The 18,908-nt window shown below is 64.0% G+C and carries 19 protein-coding genes; 6 read left to right on the forward strand and 13 right to left on the reverse strand.

Features of this window, described 5'->3' with window-relative positions:
• Positions 1-263: 263 nt before the first annotated feature.
• The 11 genes from lpdA to mdh form a co-directional block, all read right to left on the reverse strand.
• Positions 264-1,670 carry a dihydrolipoyl dehydrogenase gene (gene lpdA, locus AC0L3D_RS12940; RefSeq protein ID WP_128175390.1) on the reverse strand — a complete coding sequence of 469 codons (1,407 nt, stop codon included), beginning with the start codon at positions 1,668-1,670 and terminating at the stop codon, positions 264-266.
• A 38-nt stretch (positions 1,671-1,708) separates the two neighbouring features.
• Entirely contained in the window at positions 1,709-2,464 is a 756-nt protein-coding gene (locus AC0L3D_RS12945; RefSeq protein WP_128175389.1) for an SDR family oxidoreductase, read from the reverse strand.
• Positions 2,461-2,949: a hypothetical protein gene (locus tag AC0L3D_RS12950; protein WP_287067342.1), complete on the reverse strand. Its 489-nt coding sequence runs from the start codon at positions 2,947-2,949 to the stop codon at positions 2,461-2,463. Before AC0L3D_RS12950 ends, AC0L3D_RS12945 begins: the two co-directional genes overlap by 4 nt.
• A 68-nt stretch (positions 2,950-3,017) precedes the next feature.
• Positions 3,018-4,325 carry a 2-oxoglutarate dehydrogenase complex dihydrolipoyllysine-residue succinyltransferase gene (gene odhB, locus AC0L3D_RS12955; RefSeq protein WP_128170454.1) on the reverse strand — a complete coding sequence of 436 codons (1,308 nt, stop codon included), beginning with the start codon at positions 4,323-4,325 and terminating at the stop codon, positions 3,018-3,020.
• Between the two features lie 50 nt (positions 4,326-4,375).
• Complete coding sequence (locus AC0L3D_RS12960) at positions 4,376-7,360, reverse strand: 2-oxoglutarate dehydrogenase E1 component (RefSeq protein WP_128175384.1); 2,985 nt, start codon at positions 7,358-7,360, stop codon at positions 4,376-4,378.
• A gap of 148 nt (positions 7,361-7,508) precedes the next feature.
• Positions 7,509-8,411, reverse strand: coding sequence for a succinate--CoA ligase subunit alpha (gene sucD / locus AC0L3D_RS12965; RefSeq protein ID WP_023803366.1), 903 nt, complete (start codon positions 8,409-8,411; stop codon positions 7,509-7,511).
• A gap of 15 nt (positions 8,412-8,426) precedes the next feature.
• Positions 8,427-8,621: a hypothetical protein gene (locus tag AC0L3D_RS12970; RefSeq protein ID WP_473644572.1), complete on the reverse strand. Its 195-nt coding sequence runs from the start codon at positions 8,619-8,621 to the stop codon at positions 8,427-8,429.
• The gene (locus tag AC0L3D_RS12975) at positions 8,611-8,841 is read right to left on the reverse strand and encodes a hypothetical protein (protein ID WP_023803364.1); all 231 of its coding nucleotides are present in this window, start codon (positions 8,839-8,841) and stop codon (positions 8,611-8,613) included. The genes AC0L3D_RS12970 and AC0L3D_RS12975 overlap by 11 nt, the downstream gene beginning before the upstream one ends.
• Before the next feature lie 22 nt (positions 8,842-8,863).
• On the reverse strand, positions 8,864-9,235 hold the full coding sequence (locus AC0L3D_RS12980; protein ID WP_091592200.1) for a cupin domain-containing protein: 372 nt from the start codon (positions 9,233-9,235) through the stop codon (positions 8,864-8,866).
• A gap of 4 nt (positions 9,236-9,239) precedes the next feature.
• The gene (sucC, locus tag AC0L3D_RS12985) at positions 9,240-10,433 is read right to left on the reverse strand and encodes an ADP-forming succinate--CoA ligase subunit beta (protein WP_473644574.1); all 1,194 of its coding nucleotides are present in this window, start codon (positions 10,431-10,433) and stop codon (positions 9,240-9,242) included.
• A gap of 42 nt (positions 10,434-10,475) precedes the next feature.
• A complete protein-coding gene (gene mdh / locus AC0L3D_RS12990; protein WP_473644576.1) occupies positions 10,476-11,444 on the reverse strand; it encodes a malate dehydrogenase in 969 nt (322 codons plus the stop codon).
• Positions 11,445-11,682: 238 nt separating this feature from the next.
• Between mdh and AC0L3D_RS12995 the strand changes: the two genes are divergently transcribed.
• Complete coding sequence (locus tag AC0L3D_RS12995) at positions 11,683-12,111, forward strand: GNAT family N-acetyltransferase (protein WP_128175380.1); 429 nt, start codon at positions 11,683-11,685, stop codon at positions 12,109-12,111.
• Positions 12,112-12,228: 117 nt separating this feature from the next.
• Here AC0L3D_RS12995 and zapE read toward each other — a convergent pair whose 3' ends face one another.
• Positions 12,229-13,431: a cell division protein ZapE gene (gene zapE / locus AC0L3D_RS13000; RefSeq protein WP_128245823.1), complete on the reverse strand. Its 1,203-nt coding sequence runs from the start codon at positions 13,429-13,431 to the stop codon at positions 12,229-12,231.
• An 81-nt stretch (positions 13,432-13,512) separates the two neighbouring features.
• The gene (locus AC0L3D_RS13005; RefSeq protein ID WP_128170462.1) at positions 13,513-14,052 is read right to left on the reverse strand and encodes a protease inhibitor Inh/omp19 family protein; all 540 of its coding nucleotides are present in this window, start codon (positions 14,050-14,052) and stop codon (positions 13,513-13,515) included.
• Between the two features lie 293 nt (positions 14,053-14,345).
• On the opposite strand from AC0L3D_RS13005, the gene AC0L3D_RS13010 reads away from it, so the two are divergent.
• The 5 genes from AC0L3D_RS13010 to AC0L3D_RS13030 all read left to right on the forward strand — a co-directional run bounded on the left by AC0L3D_RS13010 (position 14,346) and on the right by AC0L3D_RS13030 (position 18,844).
• Positions 14,346-15,356: an MBL fold metallo-hydrolase gene (locus AC0L3D_RS13010; protein ID WP_473644578.1), complete on the forward strand. Its 1,011-nt coding sequence runs from the start codon at positions 14,346-14,348 to the stop codon at positions 15,354-15,356.
• Positions 15,357-15,451: 95 nt separating this feature from the next.
• A complete protein-coding gene (locus tag AC0L3D_RS13015; RefSeq protein ID WP_023803355.1) occupies positions 15,452-15,613 on the forward strand; it encodes a DUF1328 family protein in 162 nt (53 codons plus the stop codon).
• 176 nt (positions 15,614-15,789) lie between these two features.
• On the forward strand, positions 15,790-16,674 hold the full coding sequence (dapF, locus tag AC0L3D_RS13020) for a diaminopimelate epimerase (RefSeq protein ID WP_473644580.1): 885 nt from the start codon (positions 15,790-15,792) through the stop codon (positions 16,672-16,674).
• Positions 16,674-17,990 carry a tRNA (N(6)-L-threonylcarbamoyladenosine(37)-C(2))-methylthiotransferase MtaB gene (gene mtaB, locus AC0L3D_RS13025; protein ID WP_473644582.1) on the forward strand — a complete coding sequence of 439 codons (1,317 nt, stop codon included), beginning with the start codon at positions 16,674-16,676 and terminating at the stop codon, positions 17,988-17,990. Before dapF ends, mtaB begins: the two co-directional genes overlap by 1 nt.
• 11 nt (positions 17,991-18,001) lie before the next feature.
• Entirely contained in the window at positions 18,002-18,844 is an 843-nt protein-coding gene (locus AC0L3D_RS13030) for a hypothetical protein (RefSeq protein ID WP_473644584.1), read from the forward strand.
• Positions 18,845-18,908 lie beyond the last annotated feature (64 nt).

The raw sequence follows: 18,908 nt of genomic DNA on the forward strand, positions 1-18,908 counted from the left end.
GCCCCGGCGCCAGCGCCCGCTGAACCGACGCCTGCCCCGGCCCCTGCAGAGCCTGCACCTGCCCCGGCGCCGGCAGAACCAGCGCCCGCTCCGGCGCCAGCAGAACCAGCTCCGGCTCCGGCACCCGCAGAGCCAGCACCTGCTCCGGCGCCCGCACCAGCCCCGCAGTGATCGGCTGCTGACTTCAAATACGAACGGCCCGCTGAAAAGCGGGCCGTTTTTGTTTGAGCCGTCAGATGGCTGCCGGGGTTCCTTGGGAAGGCCTACATGTGGATCGGCTTAAAGAAGGTCGCAAGTGCCGCTTCCTTCACCGCTTCCGACATCGTCGGATGGGCGTGGCAGGTGCGGGCAAGATCTTCCGACGAGCCGCCGAACTCCATCAGCACCGCCGCCTCGTGGATCATCTCGCCGGCGCCGAAGCCGACGATGTGGACGCCGAGCACGCGGTCGCTCTGCTTGTCCGCCAGGATCTTCACGAAGCCGTCGGTATGCAGCATGGCGCGCGCCCGGCCATTGGCGCTGAACGGAAACTTGCCGGCCTTGTAGTCGATGCCGGCCGACTTCAGCTCTTCCTCTGTTTTGCCCACCGAGGCGATTTCCGGACTGGTGTAGACGACGTTCGGGATCACCCCGTAATTCACATGGCCGGCCTGGCCGGCAATGATCTCGGCCACCGCCACGCCCTCGTCCTCGGCCTTGTGGGCGAGCATCGGCCCGGCGATGACGTCGCCGATGGCGTAGATGCCGGGGACATTGGTCGTGAGATGGCCGTCGGTCTTGACTCGGCCGCGCTCGTCGACCTCGACCCCGGCATCCTTCAGCCCGAGACTGTCCGAATAGGCCCGGCGTCCGGTCGCGATCAGCACCCCATCCGCCTCGATCGTCTCGGCCGCGCCGCCCTTAACCGGCTCGAAGGTGACGGTGGCGCCCTTTGTGGCCTTGGCGACACCGGTCACCTTGGCGCCGAGCCTGAATTCGATGCCTTGCTTGGACAGCATGCGCTGGAACTGTTTGGCGACCTCGCCGTCCATGCCGCCGAGAATGGTGTCGAGGAACTCAACGACGGTCACCTTGGCGCCGAGCCGCGCCCATACCGAGCCGAGCTCCAGCCCGATGACGCCGCCGCCGACCACCACCAGGTGGCCCGGCACCTTGCCCAGCGACAACGCGCCGGTCGACGACATGATTACCTTCTCGTCGATGTCGACCTTTACCCCCGGAATGCCGGCGACGTCGGAGCCGGTGGCGATGACGATGTTCCCGGTCTCGATCTCCTCGACCTTGCCGTCCTCGCCGGTCACCGACACTTTTCCGGCGGACAGGACCTTGCCGGTGCCGCGAAAGCTGTCGATCTTGTTCTTCTTGAACAGGAAGGCGACGCCGTTGACGTTGGACGCCACTGTCGCGTCCTTGTGCGCCATCATCTTTTCCAGATTGAGCTTCGGCTTGCTGATTTCGACGCCGAGTGTATCAAAGGAGTGGCCGGCCTCAGAAAAAATCTCGGAGGCATGCAGCAGCGCCTTGGATGGGATGCAGCCGATATTGAGGCAGGTGCCGCCGAAGGTCGGGTTCTTCTCGACCACCGCCGTTTTCAGGCCGAGCTGCGCCGCCTTGATGGCGCAGACATAGCCGCCTGGTCCCGATCCGATGATAACGACGTCATAAGCCATGATTTGTCCTTCTGGTCTGCACTCAGCCTTGGCTGGGATTAGCGGCCGCCGCCCACTTCCAAATTCGCGCCTGTCGTATAGGACGCCCCGTCCGACAGGAGCCAGAGAATTGCCGCGGCGACCTCTTCGGTGGTCCCCGGCCTTTGCATCGGCACGCCGTGACGCATCCTCTCGACGCGATCCGGCTGTCCGCCGGAGGCATGAATTTCGGTATCGACAATCCCTGGACTGACCGCGTTGACGCGAATGCCTTCGCCGGCTACCTCGCGCGCCAGGCCGATCGTGAAAGAATCGATCGCGCCCTTCGAGGCAGCGTAGTCGACATATTCGCCCGGCCCGCCAATTCTCGCTGCAATCGAGGAGACATTGACGATGGCGCCGCCGTTGCCGCCATGGCTGGTCGACATGCGCTTCACCGCTTCGCGGGCACAGAGCATGGGGCCAATGACGTTGATGCGCATCATGCGCTCCAGCCGTGCTCCGCTCATTTCGTCGACACGCGCCCTCTGGTCGACGACGCCAGCGTTGTTGACGAGCGCATCGAGCGGCCCGAAGACATGATCGATCCTCTCGAACATCGCCTGGATATCGGCCTCGCTGCCAACGTCGCCCTTGATGGCCAGCGCTTCGCCGCCGGCCTGTTCGATTGCCTCGACAAGCGCCGTGGCAGCAGCCTCATTCGATGCGTAGTTGATCGCAACACGGTATCCAGCCGTGACGGCAAGCCTGGATGTGGCAGCGCCGATGCCGCGGCCGCCGCCGGTCACCAGCAGCACTTTTTTGGCCGCGCTCATTCCTGACAGCCCTTCAACGAAAAAACATCCCACGGCACCTTTGAAAACCCGTTGGCGCCATAGGCGGTCGACCTCTGCAGCGACGGTCCGAGGTCGGGAAAGATCAGGGTCTTCGGAGCATCTACCCCTTCGGCCGGCAACAGAGCGATGTTGCCCTTGTCATCCGCACTGTAGACGACCCCCTCCCACAGCGTGCAGGCGGCGAGCTCGTCGCCGGTGACGTCGCCTGTCGGGCATTTGTACATCAGCGAACCATGCGGCCGCGCCACGCCTTGCGTCCACATGACAATCCCGTCGAGAACGACATCGTTATCGAGCACCATCTTGAAGGTGTTGGTGACGACAGCCGATCCCCCGGTCGGCCTGAAATCGATCTCGGCCGCACTTTCGGCATCGCCATAGACGGCGAGTTCGAGCGGGCATGCGGCAAAGGCTGCCGATCCCGCCTGCGCAATGCCGGCCGCGAGCACAGCTGCGAAAAACATTCCGGAGTGCAAACGAGAGGAACTCATTCGGTGGCGCAGATCCATTCTCCGGCTCACCTCGACCGGGCCTAGAGATCGAGCACCAGCCGTTCCGGATCCTCCAGGCTTTCCTTGACCCGCACCAGGAAGGTCACCGCTTCCTTGCCGTCGACGATGCGGTGATCGTAGGAGAGCGCCAGATACATCATCGGCCGGATCACGATCTGGCCGCCGACCACCACCGGCCGCTCCTGGATCTTGTGCATGCCCAGAATGCCCGACTGCGGCGCGTTGAGGATCGGCGTCGACATCAGCGACCCGTAAACGCCGCCGTTGGAAATCGTAAACGTGCCGCCCTGCATGTCGGCGACCGACAGCTTGCCATCACGCGCGGCGATGCCCAGCCTGCCGATATCTTTCTCGATCTCGGCTATTCCCATCTGGTCGGCATCGCGCACGACAGGCACGACGAGGCCTTTTTCGGTGCCGACTGCGACGCCGATATGGGCGTAATTCTTGAAGATGATGTCGGTGCCGTCGATCTCGGCATTGACGGAAGGGATTTCCTTCAGCGCATGGGTGACGGCCTTGGTGAAGAAGCCCATGAAACCCAGCTTCACGCCGTGCTTCTTCTCGAACACATCCTTGTATTTGGTCCTGAGCGCCATCACCGCGCTCATGTCCACCTCGTTGAAGGTGGTCAGCATGGCGGCGGTCGACTGCGCTTCCTTGAGGCGGCGGGCGATGGTCTGCCGCAGCTTGGTCATGCGCACCCGCTCTTCACGCGACGCGTCGTCGGCCGAGGACGGCGCACGGGCGGCGACCGGTGCAGGGGCCTTCGGCGTCTCGGAAGGCTGCGACGGAGCGCCCCTGGCGATCGCGTCGAGCACGTCGCCCTTGAGCACCTGGCCGCGCTTGCCGGAACCCGAGATCTGGTCGACCGCGAGATTGCTCTCGGCCAGCAGCTTCGCCGCCGCTGGCGCCGGCGGCATCGCGCGCGCCTCGATCGGCCCGGCATCGCCGGCGATCTTTGCGGTCTCGGCCGCGGCTTGCTTGACGGTGGCTGCGGCGGTCGGCGCCGAGGCCTGCGATACCGCGTCCTGCTTCGCTTCGGATGTTGACGGCTTCGCGGCTTCGGGTGCTGCCGCCTTTGCCCCGTTGCCCGCCGAAATCATGCCGAGCAAAGCACCGACTTCGACCGTCTCGCCTTCCTTGACGGCGATCTCGCTGAGCGTTCCTGCGGCCGCGGCCGGCACTTCGACCGTGACCTTGTCGGTTTCGAGCTCGACCAGCGGCTCGTCGGTGGCGATCGCGTCGCCCACCTTCTTGAACCATTTGCCGATGGTCGCCTCGGTGACGGATTCGCCAAGAGTGGGGACGCGGATTTCGGTAGCCATTGTGCCTGTCCGTTCTTCTGTCGGTTCTGTTCTATTCGCCGAACTCTGTTCTATTCACCGAGCGCGTCTTCGAGCAAGGCGGCAAGCTGGGCGAGATGCTTCGACATCAACCCGGTCGCCGGCGACGCGGCGGCCGGCCGGCCGGTATAGCGCACCCGCTGGTGCTTGGCGTCGATATGCGCCAGCACCCATTCCAGATACGGATCGATGAACGACCAGGCGCCCATATTCTTGGGCTCCTCCTGGCACCAGACCATCTCGGCGTTGCGGAAGCGTGACAGTTCGGTGATCAGCGCCTTGGCCGGGAACGGATAGAGCTGTTCGACGCGCAGCAGGTAGATGTCGTTGATGCCGCGCTTCTCGCGCTCCTCGTAGAGGTCGTAATAGACCTTGCCCGAGCAGAGCACGACGCGGCGAATCTTCGAATCCTTGGTGAGCTTGATCGCCTGGCCGGGGAGTTGCTGGGCATCGTCCCACAACAGCCGGTGGAACGCGCTTTCGCCCGACATCTCCGGCAGTGTCGACACCGCCCGCTTGTGGCGCAGCAGCGACTTCGGCGTCATCAGGATCAGCGGCTTGCGGAAATCCCGCTTCAACTGCCGGCGCAGGATGTGGAAGTAGTTGGCCGGCGTCGTGCAGTAGGCCACTTGCATGTTGTCTTCGGCGCAAAGCTGCAGGAATCGCTCGAGCCTGGCCGACGAATGTTCCGGCCCCTGGCCTTCATAGCCATGCGGCAACAGGCAGACGAGGCCCGACATTCTGAGCCACTTGCGCTCGCCCGACGAGATGAACTGGTCGAACACCACCTGGGCGCCGTTGGCGAAATCGCCGAACTGCGCTTCCCAAAGCGTCAGCGCCTTCGGCTCGGCCAGGCTGTAGCCATATTCGAAGCCGAGCACGGCCTCTTCCGACAGCATCGAGTTGATGACCTCGAAACCGGCCTGCGCCGCCGACAGATTGTTGAGCGGGATGTAGCGTGTCTCGTCGCGCTGGTCGTAGAGCACGGAGTGGCGTTGCGAGAACGTGCCGCGCTCCGAATCCTGTCCGGACAGCCGGACCGGATTGCCGTCGAGCAGAATGGCGCCGAAGGCCAGCGCCTCGGCCGTCGACCAGTCGATGCCTTCGCCCGACTCGATCGCCTGGCGGCGGTTTTCGAGAAACCGCATGATCGTCTTGTGGGCCGCGAAATCCTTCGGCACCTCGGTCAGCTTCTTGCCGATTTCCTTCAGCGTCTTGACCGGCACGGCGGTCTTGCCGCGCCGCTGTTCGTCCTGGTTGTCGGCTGTGCGCAGGCCCGACCAGGCGCCATCCAGCCAGTCGGCCTTGTTGGGCTTATAGTGCTGGCCGACCTCGAATTCCTGCTCGAGATGTGCCCGCCAGTCGGCCTTCAGCTTGTCGAATTCGGCCTGGCTGATGTGGCCTTCGGCGATCAGCCGGTCGGCATAGATCTGCACCGTCGTCTTATGGTTGCGGATGTTGCGATACATGATCGGCTGGGTGAAGGCCGGTTCGTCGCCCTCATTGTGGCCGAAGCGGCGGTAGCAGAACATGTCGACCACGACAGGCTTGTGGAACCTCATGCGGAATTCGATGGCCACCTTGGTGGCATGGACCACGGCTTCCGGATCGTCGCCATTGACGTGGAAGATCGGCGCCTCGATCATCTTGGCGACATCCGACGGATAGGGCGACGAGCGCGAAAAGCGCGGGTTGGTGGTGAAGCCGATCTGGTTGTTGATGATGAAGTGCAGCGTGCCGGCGACGCGGTGGCCGCGCAAGCCGGACAAGCCGAGGATTTCGGCAATCACGCCCTGGCCGGCAAAGGCGGCGTCACCATGCAGGAGCAGCGGCAGCACCTTGGCGCGCTCTTCCAGCGGCACGATCTCTTCGCGGCTGCGGCCGAACAGAGAGTCCTGCTTGGCCCGCGCCTTGCCCATCACCACCGGATCGACGATTTCCAGGTGCGATGGATTGGCGGTCAGCGACAGGTGCACCTTGTTGCCGTCGAACTCGCGGTCCGACGAAGCACCGAGATGGTACTTCACGTCGCCCGAGCCCTCGACCTCGTCGGGCGCGGCCGAGCCGCCCTTGAACTCGTGGAAGATGGCGCGGTGCGGCTTGGCCATCACCTGGGAGAGCACGTTCAACCGGCCGCGATGCGCCATGCCGAGCACGATCTCCTTCATGCCGAGCTGGCCGCCGCGCTTGACGATCTGCTCCAGCGCCGGGATCAGCGCCTCGGCGCCGTCGAGGCCGAAGCGCTTGGTGCCCTTGTACTTGACGTCGATGAACTGCTCGAAGCCTTCCGCCTCGACCAGCTTCTGCAGGATCGCCTTCTTGCCGGCGGCGGTGAAGGAGATCTCCTTGTCGGTGCCCTCGATGCGCGCCTGGATCCAGGCCTTCTCCTCGGGATCGGAAATATGCATGAACTCGACGCCGAGCGTCGAGCAATAGGTGCGGGTCAGGATGTCGAGCATCTGCCGGATGGTGCCGAATTCGAGCCCGAGCACATTGTCGAGGAAGATCGGGCGGTCGTAGTCGGCTGATGTGAAGCCGTAGTTTTCCGGCGACAGCTCGTTGTAATCCTCGAGCTTGGCGATGCCGAGCGGGTCGAGATTGGCGTGCAAATGGCCACGCATGCGGTAGGCGCGGATCATCATGATGGCGCGCACTGAATCGCGCGTCGCCTGATGGACGTCGGCGTCGGACAGGGCGACGCCGTTCATCACCGCCCTGTTCTGGACCTTCTTCTCGATGTGCTTCTCGACGATGCCCCAATCGCCGTCGAGCGCCGACACCAGTTCGCCATTGGCCTGCAGCGGCCACGAGGGCTTGGCCCATGAGGCGCCCTTGGCATTCTTGCGGACATCGCCGGCATCGTCCTTCAGCGCCGCGAAAAAATCCTGCCATTCGGGATCGACCGAAGCGGGATCGTCCTCATAGGCGGCGTAGAGCGCGTCGATATAATCGGCATTGCCGCCATAGAGGAAAGAGGTAAGCGAAAATTGGTCGTTGGCCTGATCTTGTCTTGCCATTTTTTCCGCGGAGCCTGGCTCCGTCTCCTGTTTTGGAGGGGAGTAGGGCAGTAAGGCAGTAGGGCAGTAGGGAGAACCAGGCACTTGCCATCGTTCGTCCCGTTCTTCCTATTCCCCTACTCCCATACTGCCCTACTCCCTTACTGCCTTAACCTTTTATCGCTTCGACCAGCGTCGTGCCGAGCCGAGCCGGCGACGGCGAAACCTTTATTCCGGCCGATTCCATCGCCGCGATCTTGTCCTCGGCGCCGCCCTTGCCGCCGGAAATCACCGCGCCTGCGTGACCCATGGTGCGGCCGGCCGGGGCCGTGCGCCCGGCGATGAAACCGGCCATCGGCTTCTTGCGGCCACGCTTGGCTTCGTCCTTGAGGAACTGCGCGGCGTCTTCCTCGGCCGAGCCGCCGATCTCGCCGATCATGATGATCGACTGTGTCTCGTCGTCGGCGAGGAACATCTCCAGCACGTCGATGAACTCCGTGCCTTTGACGGGGTCGCCACCGATGCCGACGGCGGTGGTCTGGCCGAGACCGACATTGGTGGTCTGGAACACTGCCTCATAGGTAAGCGTTCCCGAGCGGGAAACAACGCCGACCGAGCCCTTGCGGAAGATGTTGCCGGGCATGATGCCGATCTTGCATTCGTTGGGTGTCAGGACGCCGGGGCAGTTGGGACCGATCAGCCGCGATGTCGAGCGGTCGAGCCGCGCCTTGACCTTGATCATGTCGATCACCGGGATGCCCTCAGTGATGCAGATGATCAGCGGGATTTCGGCTTCGATCGCCTCCAGGATCGCCTCGGCGGCGCCTGCCGGCGGCACATAGACGACAGATGCATTGGCGCCGGTCTTCGCCTTGCCTTCAGCGACGGTGGAAAAGATCGGCAAGCTCTCGCCCGCGGCGCCGGTCCACGTCTCGCCACCCTTCTTCGGGTGGATGCCGCCGACCATTTTTGTCCCGTGATAGGCCAGCGCCTGTTCGGTATGGAACGTGCCGGTCTTGCCGGTCAGGCCCTGCACGAGCACCTTGGTGTTCTTGTCGACGAGAATGGACATTTTTTAGCGACCTGATCAGTGAGTGCGGAAGGGGGTGACGGCGACCACGGATCCGTAGGCCTGCCCGTGGTTGAGGTCTTCGGTGTAAAGTGTCTTGACGCCAAGGCGCTCGGCGGCGGCGATGATTGCGCCATACTCCGCGCGCTTGGAATCGTGTCCGATGGCGGCACAGACGAGAATGTTCGTGTCGAGGCGGCACTCAGCGGTCATGGAGAGCTGCCCGGTTCCAAGTCTTGCTGCCCATGTCGCCTGAAGCCTCGTAGGCAAGCCTAAGCAGGGCTTGCCGAGCCCCGTCGTTGGCATGGCGCTTCGCGGCCACTGTCGCGAAAAACTCCCGCACCAAGGCGTCGACGGTTGTGCCCTGTTCAGCGGCCGTCAGCTTGACCTGCTCCAGAACCTCGTCTTCGACCGCCAGAGTGATGTTCTTCATTTCTCTTCCCCGCACAAGCTCCCTAAAGCCGCTTGAGATCGGCGACTGTGAGGTCGCTCTTGGCGTTGCCGGTGTTGAGCGTCGTCGCCGGCTCGAACATCAGCACCACCGGCTGTTCGCTCAGCGAGCGCGGCCGGTGCTCAATGGCGCGCGGCACGACGATGAACTCGCCGCTGCCAAGCTCCACCGTGCCGTCGCGGAAATCGATGGCGATGCGGCCGCGCAGCACCAGGAACGCTTCGTCCTCGTTGTCATGCGCGTGCCAATCGAAGATATCGCCGAACTTGGCGATCTTGACCTGGGCGTCGTTGACGTCGCCGGCGATATGCGGATCGAAGACCTTTTTGATCTTCTGATCCGCCGCCTCGACCAGGTTTATCTTGTGCGGAGGCACCAGATCAGCCCTTCACCGCCGCCACGATTTTCTTGGCCGCGTCGTCGAGGTCATCGGCCGAGACGACGTTGAGCCCGCTGTCGTTGATGATCTTCTTGCCGAGCTCGGCATTGGTGCCTTCCAGCCGCACCACCAGCGGCACTTGCAGGCCGACTTCCTTGACCGCCGCGATAACGCCCTCGGCAATGATGTCGCACTTCATGATGCCGCCGAAGATATTGATCAGGATGCCTTTGACCGCCGGGTCCTTGGTGATGATCTTGAACGCCGCCGTCACCTTCTCCTTCGACGCACCGCCGCCGACGTCGAGGAAGTTGGCGGGCTCGGCGCCGTAGAGCTTGATGATATCCATCGTCGCCATGGCGAGGCCGGCGCCGTTGACCATGCAGCCGATATTGCCGTCGAGCGCGACATAGGCGAGGTCGTATTTCGACGCCTCGATCTCCTTCTCGTCCTCTTCGGTAATGTCGCGCAGCTCCATCACGTCGGGATGGCGGAACAGCGCGTTGTTGTCGAACGACACTTTTGCGTCGAGCACGCGCAACCGGCCATCCTTCATGACGATCAGCGGGTTGACTTCGAGCAGGCTCATGTCCTTCTCGACGAAGGCTTTGTAGAGGATCGGGAACAACGTCTCGCCGTCCTTGGCGGCGTCGCCGTCGAGCTTCAGCGCGCCGTTGAGTTCTTTCAAATCATCCGCCGTTATGCCTTTTTCCGGGTCGATGGCGACGGTGATGATCTTTTCCGGCGTGTCGTGGGCGACCGCCTCGATATCCATGCCACCCGCGGTCGAAACGACGAAGGCGATGCGGCCGACGGAGCGATCGACCAGCAGCGACAGATAGAGCTCGCGCTCGATGTCGGCGCCGTCCTCGATGTAGAGGCGGTTGACCTGCTTGCCCGCCGGGCCGGTCTGCTTGGTGACCAGCGTGTGGCCAAGCATTTCCTTGGCGTTGGCGACGACCTCGGCCACCGATTTCGCCAGCCTGACGCCGCCCTTGGCGTCGGGGCCAAGCTCCCTGAACTTGCCCTTGCCGCGGCCGCCGGCATGGATCTGGCTTTTCACCACATAGAGCGGGCCGGGCAGTGCCTTGCCGGCGGCTTCCGCCTCGCTTGCCCTAAACACCGGCACGCCTTCGGCCACCGGTGCGCCAAAGCCCTTCAGCAGCGCCTTGCCCTGATATTCATGGATGTTCATGCGCGTTGTCTCCAGATCACTTTACTGGCGGGTCACTTCGGATCATTTGGCGGCGAGTTGCGGAGCGATCTTGACGCAAGCCTCGCACAGGCCCTGCACCGCCGCCACCGAATTGTCGAACATATTCTGCTCGGCCTTAACGAGCTCGATCTCGATGACGCGCTCGACACCGCCGGCGCCGATCACCACCGGCACGCCGACATAGGTGTTCTTGACACCATACTGGCCGGAGAGATGCGCAGCACAGGGCAGCACGCGCTTCTTGTCCTTGAGATAGGCTTCGGCCATGGCGATCGCCGAGGCGGCCGGTGCGTAGAAGGCCGAGCCGGTCTTGAGCAGGCCGACGATCTCGGCGCCGCCGTCGCGGGTGCGCTGCACGATCTGGTCGAGCTTTTCCTTCGAGGTCCAGCCCATCTTGATGAGGTCGGGCAGCGGGATGCCGGCGACCGTCGAATAGCGGATCATCGGCACCATGGAATCGCCATGGCCGCCGAGCACGAAGGCGGTGACATCCTCGACCGACACCTTGAACTCTTCGGCCAGGAAATAGCGAAAGCGCGAACTGTCGAGCACGCCGGCCATGCCCACGACATGGCTCTTCGGCAGGCCGGAAAACTTCTGCAGCGCCCAGACCATGGCGTCGAGCGGGTTGGTGATGCAGATGACGAAGGCTTTCGGCGCGTATTTCTTGAGACCCGCGCCAACCTGCTCCATGACCTTCAGATTGATGCCGAGAAGGTCGTCGCGGCTCATGCCGGGCTTGCGCGGCACGCCGGCGGTGACGATGCAGACGTCGGCACCCTCGATGCCGGCATAATCGTTGACGCCGGTCAGCCTGGAATCGAACCCATCAACCGGCGACGACTGCGCGATATCCAGCCCTTTGCCTTGCGGGATGCCCTCAGCGATATCGAACAGCACAACGTCGCCGAGATCCTTGAGGCCGATCATGTGGGCGAGCGTGCCGCCGATCATGCCCGAGCCGATGAGCGCTATCTTGTTGCGTGCCATGTCAGGATGTTTTCCCTTTAGACTGTGACGGCGCCCAATCCCTTAAGGAATTGGATGACGGCGTCGAGGAAGGAGGCCGGAATGCTGCGGGGAAGCCGCGAAGATTTCGCCGCACCCAATAGCCCCGGCGCATAAAATATTCAAACGATTATTTTGGAGTGAGATTTTTCAATCGGTTAGATGGATTGGGATTTACGTAAACGTCAAAAGAATTGAGCCGACTTGGGAAAGTTACGCAATGAAGATGGAAATAAGAAGGCTGTTTTCCGGCGATGACGCCCTTGTGATGCGGGTCGCCGAAGATGTGTTCGATGAACCCGTCAGGCTGGATCGGTTGGCAGCGTATCTCCGCGAACCCGGTCATTTCATGATCGTGGCATTGGCCGATGGCACAGTCGTCGGCCAATGCGCGGCCGTCATCCACCGCCACCCGGACAAGGTGAGCGAACTCTACATCGACGAAGTCGGCGTGGCGCCGGCCTTCCAGCGCCAGGCCATAGCGACGAAGATGCTCGACGCCATGTTTGAGCTCGGCCGGGAGCATGGCTGCGAGGAGGCCTGGGTCGGCACCGAGCCGGACAATGTGGCGGCCCAGGCGCTTTATGAGTCGCGCAAGGAGCCGCACGGGCCGGCGGAGGCGTTCGTCATGTATGTGTATCGACTATAGACGCCGGCGGGACAGCGCCCCCCTCTGTCCTGCCGGACATCTCCCCACATGGGGGGAGATCGGCGGTTTTGACGACGGAGGACAGAGGGGGTGTGCCGGAACTCTACGAAATGAGGTTCAGGCCCGAACCTGCCTCGCCTCCGCAGGCACCACCCGCGCCTTCTGCCTCTCCACCCAGTCTTCCAGCCATTCGTGGCTCTGCATCTCGATCAGCCGCGACGCGGTGCGCTCGAACTCGAAGACCTCGTTGCCGCGCCTAGCCGTATACAGCTCCGCTGGCGGTGCGGCGGCGCTCACCACCAGCCGCACATGATGGTCGTAGAGCGTGTCGATCAGCAGGATGAAGCGCTTCGCCTCGTTGCGCATGCCTTCGCCAAGCACCGGCACATGATCGATGAAGACGGTCGAGAAGCGGCCGGCAATCGCCAGGAAATCTCGGGCACCGAGCGGGTTTTCGCAGAGATCGGCAAAGGAAAACCGCGCCGCTTCGCCGGCGGCGCGCGGCACGACGATCTGCCGGCCCTTCACGGTCAGGGCCGCTGCCTCCGTCGGCCTGCCATGCGTCATCACTTTCCAGGCCTCATCGAGGACAGCATCGGCCGCGGCATCGGCAGGGGTGACATAGACCGGCAGGCGGCTGAGCTTGTCCAGCCGATAGTCCTTGTCGGCATCGAGGGCAATCACCTGCGCATGCCGCTCCAGGATGCCGATGAAGGGAAGGAAAAGCTTGCGGTTCAAGCCGTCGCCGTAGAGATCCTGCGGCGCGACATTGGACGTGGCGACCAGCACGACGCCGTTGGCAAACAGCGCCGAGAACAGCCGCGACAGGATCATCGCATCGGCGATGTCGGTGACGGAAAACTCGTCGAAGCACAGCACCCAGGCTTCCTCGGCCAACGCGCGGGCCACCGGCGCGATCGGGTCGTCTTCCCTGACGGTGCCCTCTTTACGCGCCTGCCGGTGCTTCTGGATGCGGTCCTGCACATCGGCCATGAAGTCGTTGAAATGCACACGGCGCTTGCGCCGGACCGGCACCAGCTCGAAGAACATGTCCATCAGCATGGTCTTGCCACGGCCGACGCCGCCGTGGATATAGAGGCCCTTGACGGCCTCGCGCGTCTCGCGCTTGCGAGCGAACAGCCAGCCCAGCGCGCTCGATTTGTGCGCCAGCCGTTTTGCCGAAATCTCGTCGATCAACCGATCGAGTGCCGCGACGACCCGCTCCTGCGCCGGATCGCGGTCGATCACGCCCGTATCGACCCAATGGTCGTAACGCTGCCGGACGGTCGCATGGGTCTGAAGGCCGTCACGCAGATGCATCGGTCACGTCGTTCCGGAGCAATTCCAAGAAAAATGTGTAGCGGTTTTCGGAATCGCCTAAAAACAATAAGGGCGGGCGGGTCAGCCTCTTGTAAGCGAGATCGGCAGGCCGTTGGAAGTCTGGCCGTCGAATTTCTCTCCGCCCGAGGAATAGAGCCGTGCCAGCGTGCCGCCATTCGCGTCGTACAGCGTCAACTGCTTGCCGGCGACGTTCCAGGATTTGATGCCGTCGATCGGCGCCGGGCAATGCAGTGGTCCAGCCCGATAGCCGGAGCCGAATTTGGTTTGCGGCGTCGCCACCTGGCAGCTCTGGCCGGACACGCTGGCCTTCCACACGCCGGCGACGCTGCTTGCGGTAAGATCCGGGGCTCCGGCCGGAGCCGTTCCGTCCGGCGGCAGCGAGGCGACCTGAGGGCCTTGCGGCGCCGTCGGAAATTTCGACGGGTCGGCGGTGCCAGGCGACGCCGGCGGCGGCAGCTGGTTTGCGGTCACCGTGCCGGAGGGCGCGGCTTGCAGCGGCGCCGGCTGCTGGTCCATCGGCGAGAACCGTGACGTTGAACAGCCGCTCGCAAAGAGCGCGGCCAGCGATACGGCCAGCAGACCGGTTTTCGAAAAATTCATTTCAAACCTCCGTCGGGTCCGGCCGGGCTGCCGTCCGCACAATATCCCCCTTACCAAGACGGAGAAGGTGGCAAAATTTCAACCCTGTATGGTTAAAATAGCATTTGCGGCGGCACCTGTTGCAACTTTGCCACAAATGCGTGCCGCCCGAAAACCTGTCCTGGGGGTCTGACGCGAGACTGCGCAGCGGTTTGCCAGGACAGGCCTGCCCCTGGCGTCCGGCCGCCAAATGCTTGCGCCAGCCCGCTTCGGTCCTATCTCTGATGAAACCGAACCTTGCCGGAGGCGAAATCTTGGCTGCGAGGAAAAGGGCGGCCAACCGCTACTATAGCGGGCCGCCCAGCGATCATTTCGACGGCACCTTGTTCTTCAATCCCAACGGCAAGTTGCCTGCCCGCTTTTCCGATCTTTTGAAGTGGCAGCTGGGCGGCGAACGCTCGAAATGGCCGTCGGCGAATCCAAGTCCGTTTCATCAGGCGACACCGGCCAAACGGATCGACGGCTCTGAACTGAGGCTGACCATGGTCGGCCATTCCACGCTGCTCATCCAGACAGCCGGCCTGAACATCCTCACCGACCCGGTCTGGTCGCGGCGCGCCTCGCCGCTCCCCTTTGCCGGGCCGAAACGGGTCAATCCGCCCGGCATCGCCTTTTCCACCCTGCCGCCGATCGATCTCGTATTGGTCAGCCATAACCACTACGACCATCTGGACCTCGCCACGCTGAAGCGGCTGAAGACAAAGCATGACCCGCTGGTGCTGACGCCGCTCGGCAACGACGCCATCATCGACGATGGCGTTCCCGGAATGCGGCTTTCCGTGCATGACTGGGGCGAACGGGTCGAGATCGGCAAGGACGTCGCCATCCATGTCGAGCCGGTGCACCATTGGTCGGCGCGCGGCACCCGCGACCGGCGCATGGCGCTGTGGGCGGGTTTTGTGGTCGAGACGCCGGGCGGAAAGGTCTATTTCGCCGGCGACACCGGTTTCCACGATGGCATCAACTACCGGCTGATGGCCGCAAGGCACGGCGGCTTCCGCCTCGCCATCCTGCCGATCGGCGCCTACGAGCCGCGCTGGTTCATGGCGCCACACCACCAGAACCCGGAGGAGGCGGTGCAAGGCATGCTGTTGTGCAACGCCGCCTATGCCGCCGGCTGCCATTGGGGCACGTTCCGGCTCACCAACGAGCCGATCGACGAGCCGGCAAGAAAGCTGGGCGAGGCCCTCAACGATCAAGGTGTCCCGCAAGAACGCTTTCGCGCCCTGCGTCCCGGCGAAGTCTGGGACGTGCCGGCGCTCTAGGCTGGCGACCCGGCCCCCCAGAGCCCCCGGGGGAACCCGGGACGTCGTAAACGCGTTGGTGGTGGTCCACAACCGTCGGCTGCGAGGGATTTCCCATGATCAAATGGATTGTGATTCTTCTGATAATCGCGGCCGCGGCCAGCCTGCTCGGCATGCCGGCATTGGCCGGAGCCGCCGCCACCGGCGCCCGCATTCTCATCGGCATTGTGTTGATCATCTTCCTGCTGGTCATGCTTGGCGTCTTGGCGGTGGCATAGACCGCATCCGCCCGAAAATCGGAATCGATTTTCAGGAAGCACGATGCGCAGGTTTAAAAATGTCAGAGCGTACTTTGTGCGTCCAAGTCGACGCACGTCGCGCTGGCGTCTCGCACTGGTAATTCCGGCCGCTATCCGCCATATAGGCGCCAAACCGGCATGAGACCTTTCGATCCATGGCAAGCACTGCCCCCTTCGCCAAGATGAACGGCATCGGCAACGAAATCATCGTTGCCGACATGCGCGGTCGCGCCGACCGGGTGGCGCCGGCTGCCGCCCTTGCGCTCAATGCCGATGCCGCGACGAAGTTCGATCAGATCATGGCGATCCACGACGCCAGAACGCCGGACACTGCCTTTTTCATCGACATCCTGAATTCCGACGGAACTGGCGCGCAGGCCTGCGGCAACGGCATGCGCTGCGTGGTGCAGGCACTTGCCGCCGAGACCGGCCAGAAGACATTCGCCTTCGAGACCGTCGCCGGCATCCTCAACGCCGAAGAACATGCCGACGGGCTGATCTCGGTCGACATGGGCAAGCCGCGTTTTGGCTGGCAGGATATTCCGCTCGCCGAGGAATTCCGCGATACCCGCATGATCGAGCTGCAGGTCGGCCCGATCGACGCGCCGGTGCTGCACTCGCCCTCGGTCGTGTCGATGGGCAATCCGCACGCCATCTTCTGGGTCGACCGCGACGTCTGGTCCTATGAGCTCGACCGCTTCGGTCCGCTGCTCGAAAACCACCCGATCTTCCCCGAACGAGCCAACATCACCATCGCGCGGGTGACCTCGACCGAGACGATGGTCATCCGCACCTGGGAGCGCGGCGCCGGCCTGACCAAGGCCTGCGGCACGGCGGCTTGTGCCGCCGTCGTCGCCGCGGCGCGCACCAGGCGGACCGGACGCAGCGTCTCCCTGGTGACGCCCGGCGGCGGCTCCTTGCATGTCGAGTGGCGCGGCGACGACCACGTCATCCTCACCGGTGCCGCCGAATGGGAATTTTCCGGCAGCTTCGACCCGGCGACCGGCGTGTGGGCCCGCGACACCGAAAGCGCCGCTTGATGGCCGCTCTTGCCAAGGGCCCCGCTCTTCCCAAAGGTGTTGACGTCGTCACCTTCGGCTGCCGGCTGAACACTTATGAATCCGAGGTGATGCGGCGAGAGGCGGAAAGCGCCGGCCTTGGCGCGCTGGAAGGCGGCGCCATCATCTTCAACACCTGCGCCGTCACCGGCGAGGCGGTGCGCCAGGCAAAACAGTCGATCCGCAAGGCCCGCCGCGAGAATCCGGCCGCCCGCATCATCGTCACCGGCTGCGCCGCGCAGACCGAGCCGCAGAATTTCGTCGCCATGGACGAGGTCGATCTCGTCCTTGGCAACGAGGAAAAGCTGAAGGCGCATTCCTATCGCGCGCTGCCGGATTTCGGCGTCAACGACACCGAGAAGGCTCGCGTCAACGATATCTTTTCGGTGCGCGAGACGGCCGGCCACATGGTCGACGCCATCGAAGGCCGGGCGCGGGCGTTCGTCCAGGTTCAGAACGGCTGCGACCACCGCTGCACCTTCTGCATTATCCCCTATGGCCGCGGCAATTCGCGCTCGGTGCCGATGGGCGCCGTGGTCGAGCAGGTCAAGCGGCTGAGCGGCAATGGCTATGCCGAGATCGTGCTGACCGGCGTCGACATGACCAGTTTCGGCGCCGACCTGCCGGGCAGCCCGAAGCTCGGCAAATTGGTCAAGACAATCCTGAAGCAGGTGCCTGACGTGAAACGCCTGCGCCTTTCCTCGATCGATTCGATCGAGGCTGACGACGATCTGCTCGACGCCATCGCCACCGAGCCTCGGCTGATGCCGCATCTGCATCTGTCGCTGCAGTCCGGTGACGACATGATCCTGAAACGGATGAAGCGCCGGCACAACCGGGATCAGTCGATCCGTTTTTGCCAGGATTTGCGCAAATTGCGTCCCGGCATCGTCTTCGGCGCCGACATCATCGCCGGCTTCCCGACCGAGACGGACGCCATGTTCGAAAAATCGTTGGAGATCGTCGAGGAATGCGGCCTGACGCATCTCCACGTTTTTCCGTTTTCGCCGCGCGAAGGCACCCCCGCCGCGCGCATGCCGCAGCTTCGCCGCGAACTGGTCAAGCAGCGTGCTGCACGGCTGCGCGCCGCCGGTGACACCGCCTATCGCAGCCACCTTTCCTCGCTCGCCGGAACACGCCAGTCGATCCTGGTCGAGCGCGACGGGCTCGGCCGCACCGAAGGGTTTACGCTTGCCGCGATCTCCGAGGGTGCGCCGGGCGAAATCGTCGAGGCCGCTATCGCCGGCGATGACGGCTCGCGGCTGATCGCGGCGCCGCTTGCCGCCCGCGCCGCCTGAGACGCAAGAACATGGCTGGTTTTCTCAAGAAGATTTTTTCGTTCGGCAAGAAGGAAGTGGTCGAGGAGCGGATCGACGAGACCGCACCGCTGCCGCCGATCAAATGGGACGCGCTCGAGGCACTGAAACCGGCGGCCGAGCAAGCCGTTCCGGAATTTTTGAAACGCGAAGAGCCTTGGCCCGAAGCGGAAGCTGCGCCTCCGGCACAGCCGGTGCCTGTTGAAGAGGCCGAGCCTGCTCAGCCGGAGCCTGATCCGGTCGAAGAGCCAGAGCAGATTCCGGCTGCTCCCGTCATTCCCGAGCCAACTCCGGAGCCGCAGGACGTTCCTGAGCCCGAGCAGCCGGAAATCGCCCCGAAGAAACAACCCGAACCTGCGTCCGTCGAAGCGTCCACTCAGCTTCCATCATCAGCGGCTGGCGCCGCCCCTCATCCGCCTGCCGGCACCTTCTCCCCGTATAGGGACGGGGAGAAGGGTGCTGATCGCGCCGCCGGAACCACTCCCGCAGAGGCCGAGGAAGAAGCGGCTGCGCTGACGCCCCCCTCTCCCCGTCCTTCACGGGGAGAGGGTAAGGGTGAGGGGCAGCGCGAACCTGCGCAAGATGCCGCACCGACGGCCGAAATCCCGCCCCCCATTCGCCAGCCAGCGCCGATCGAGGCGAAGCCGGTCCTTACCGAGATCGCGCCCGAACCTGAAGCCATTCCAGCGCCCCACCCTCGCCTCGATGGGGAGGGTCGCCGCGAAGCGGCGGGGTTTGGTGACACCCGGCCCGCCCGCCCGCGCCCGCCCCCCCCCCCCCCCCCCCCCCCCGCCCGCGCTGGGGGGGGGCCCGCCCCCCGGGGGGGGGTGGGGTGACCGCGCGGGCGCGGGCGCCAGTCACCCCCACCCCCGAGCTTCGCTCGGGACCTCCCCCATCGCG

It is taken from the genome of Mesorhizobium sp. WSM4837 (assembly GCF_055811435.1).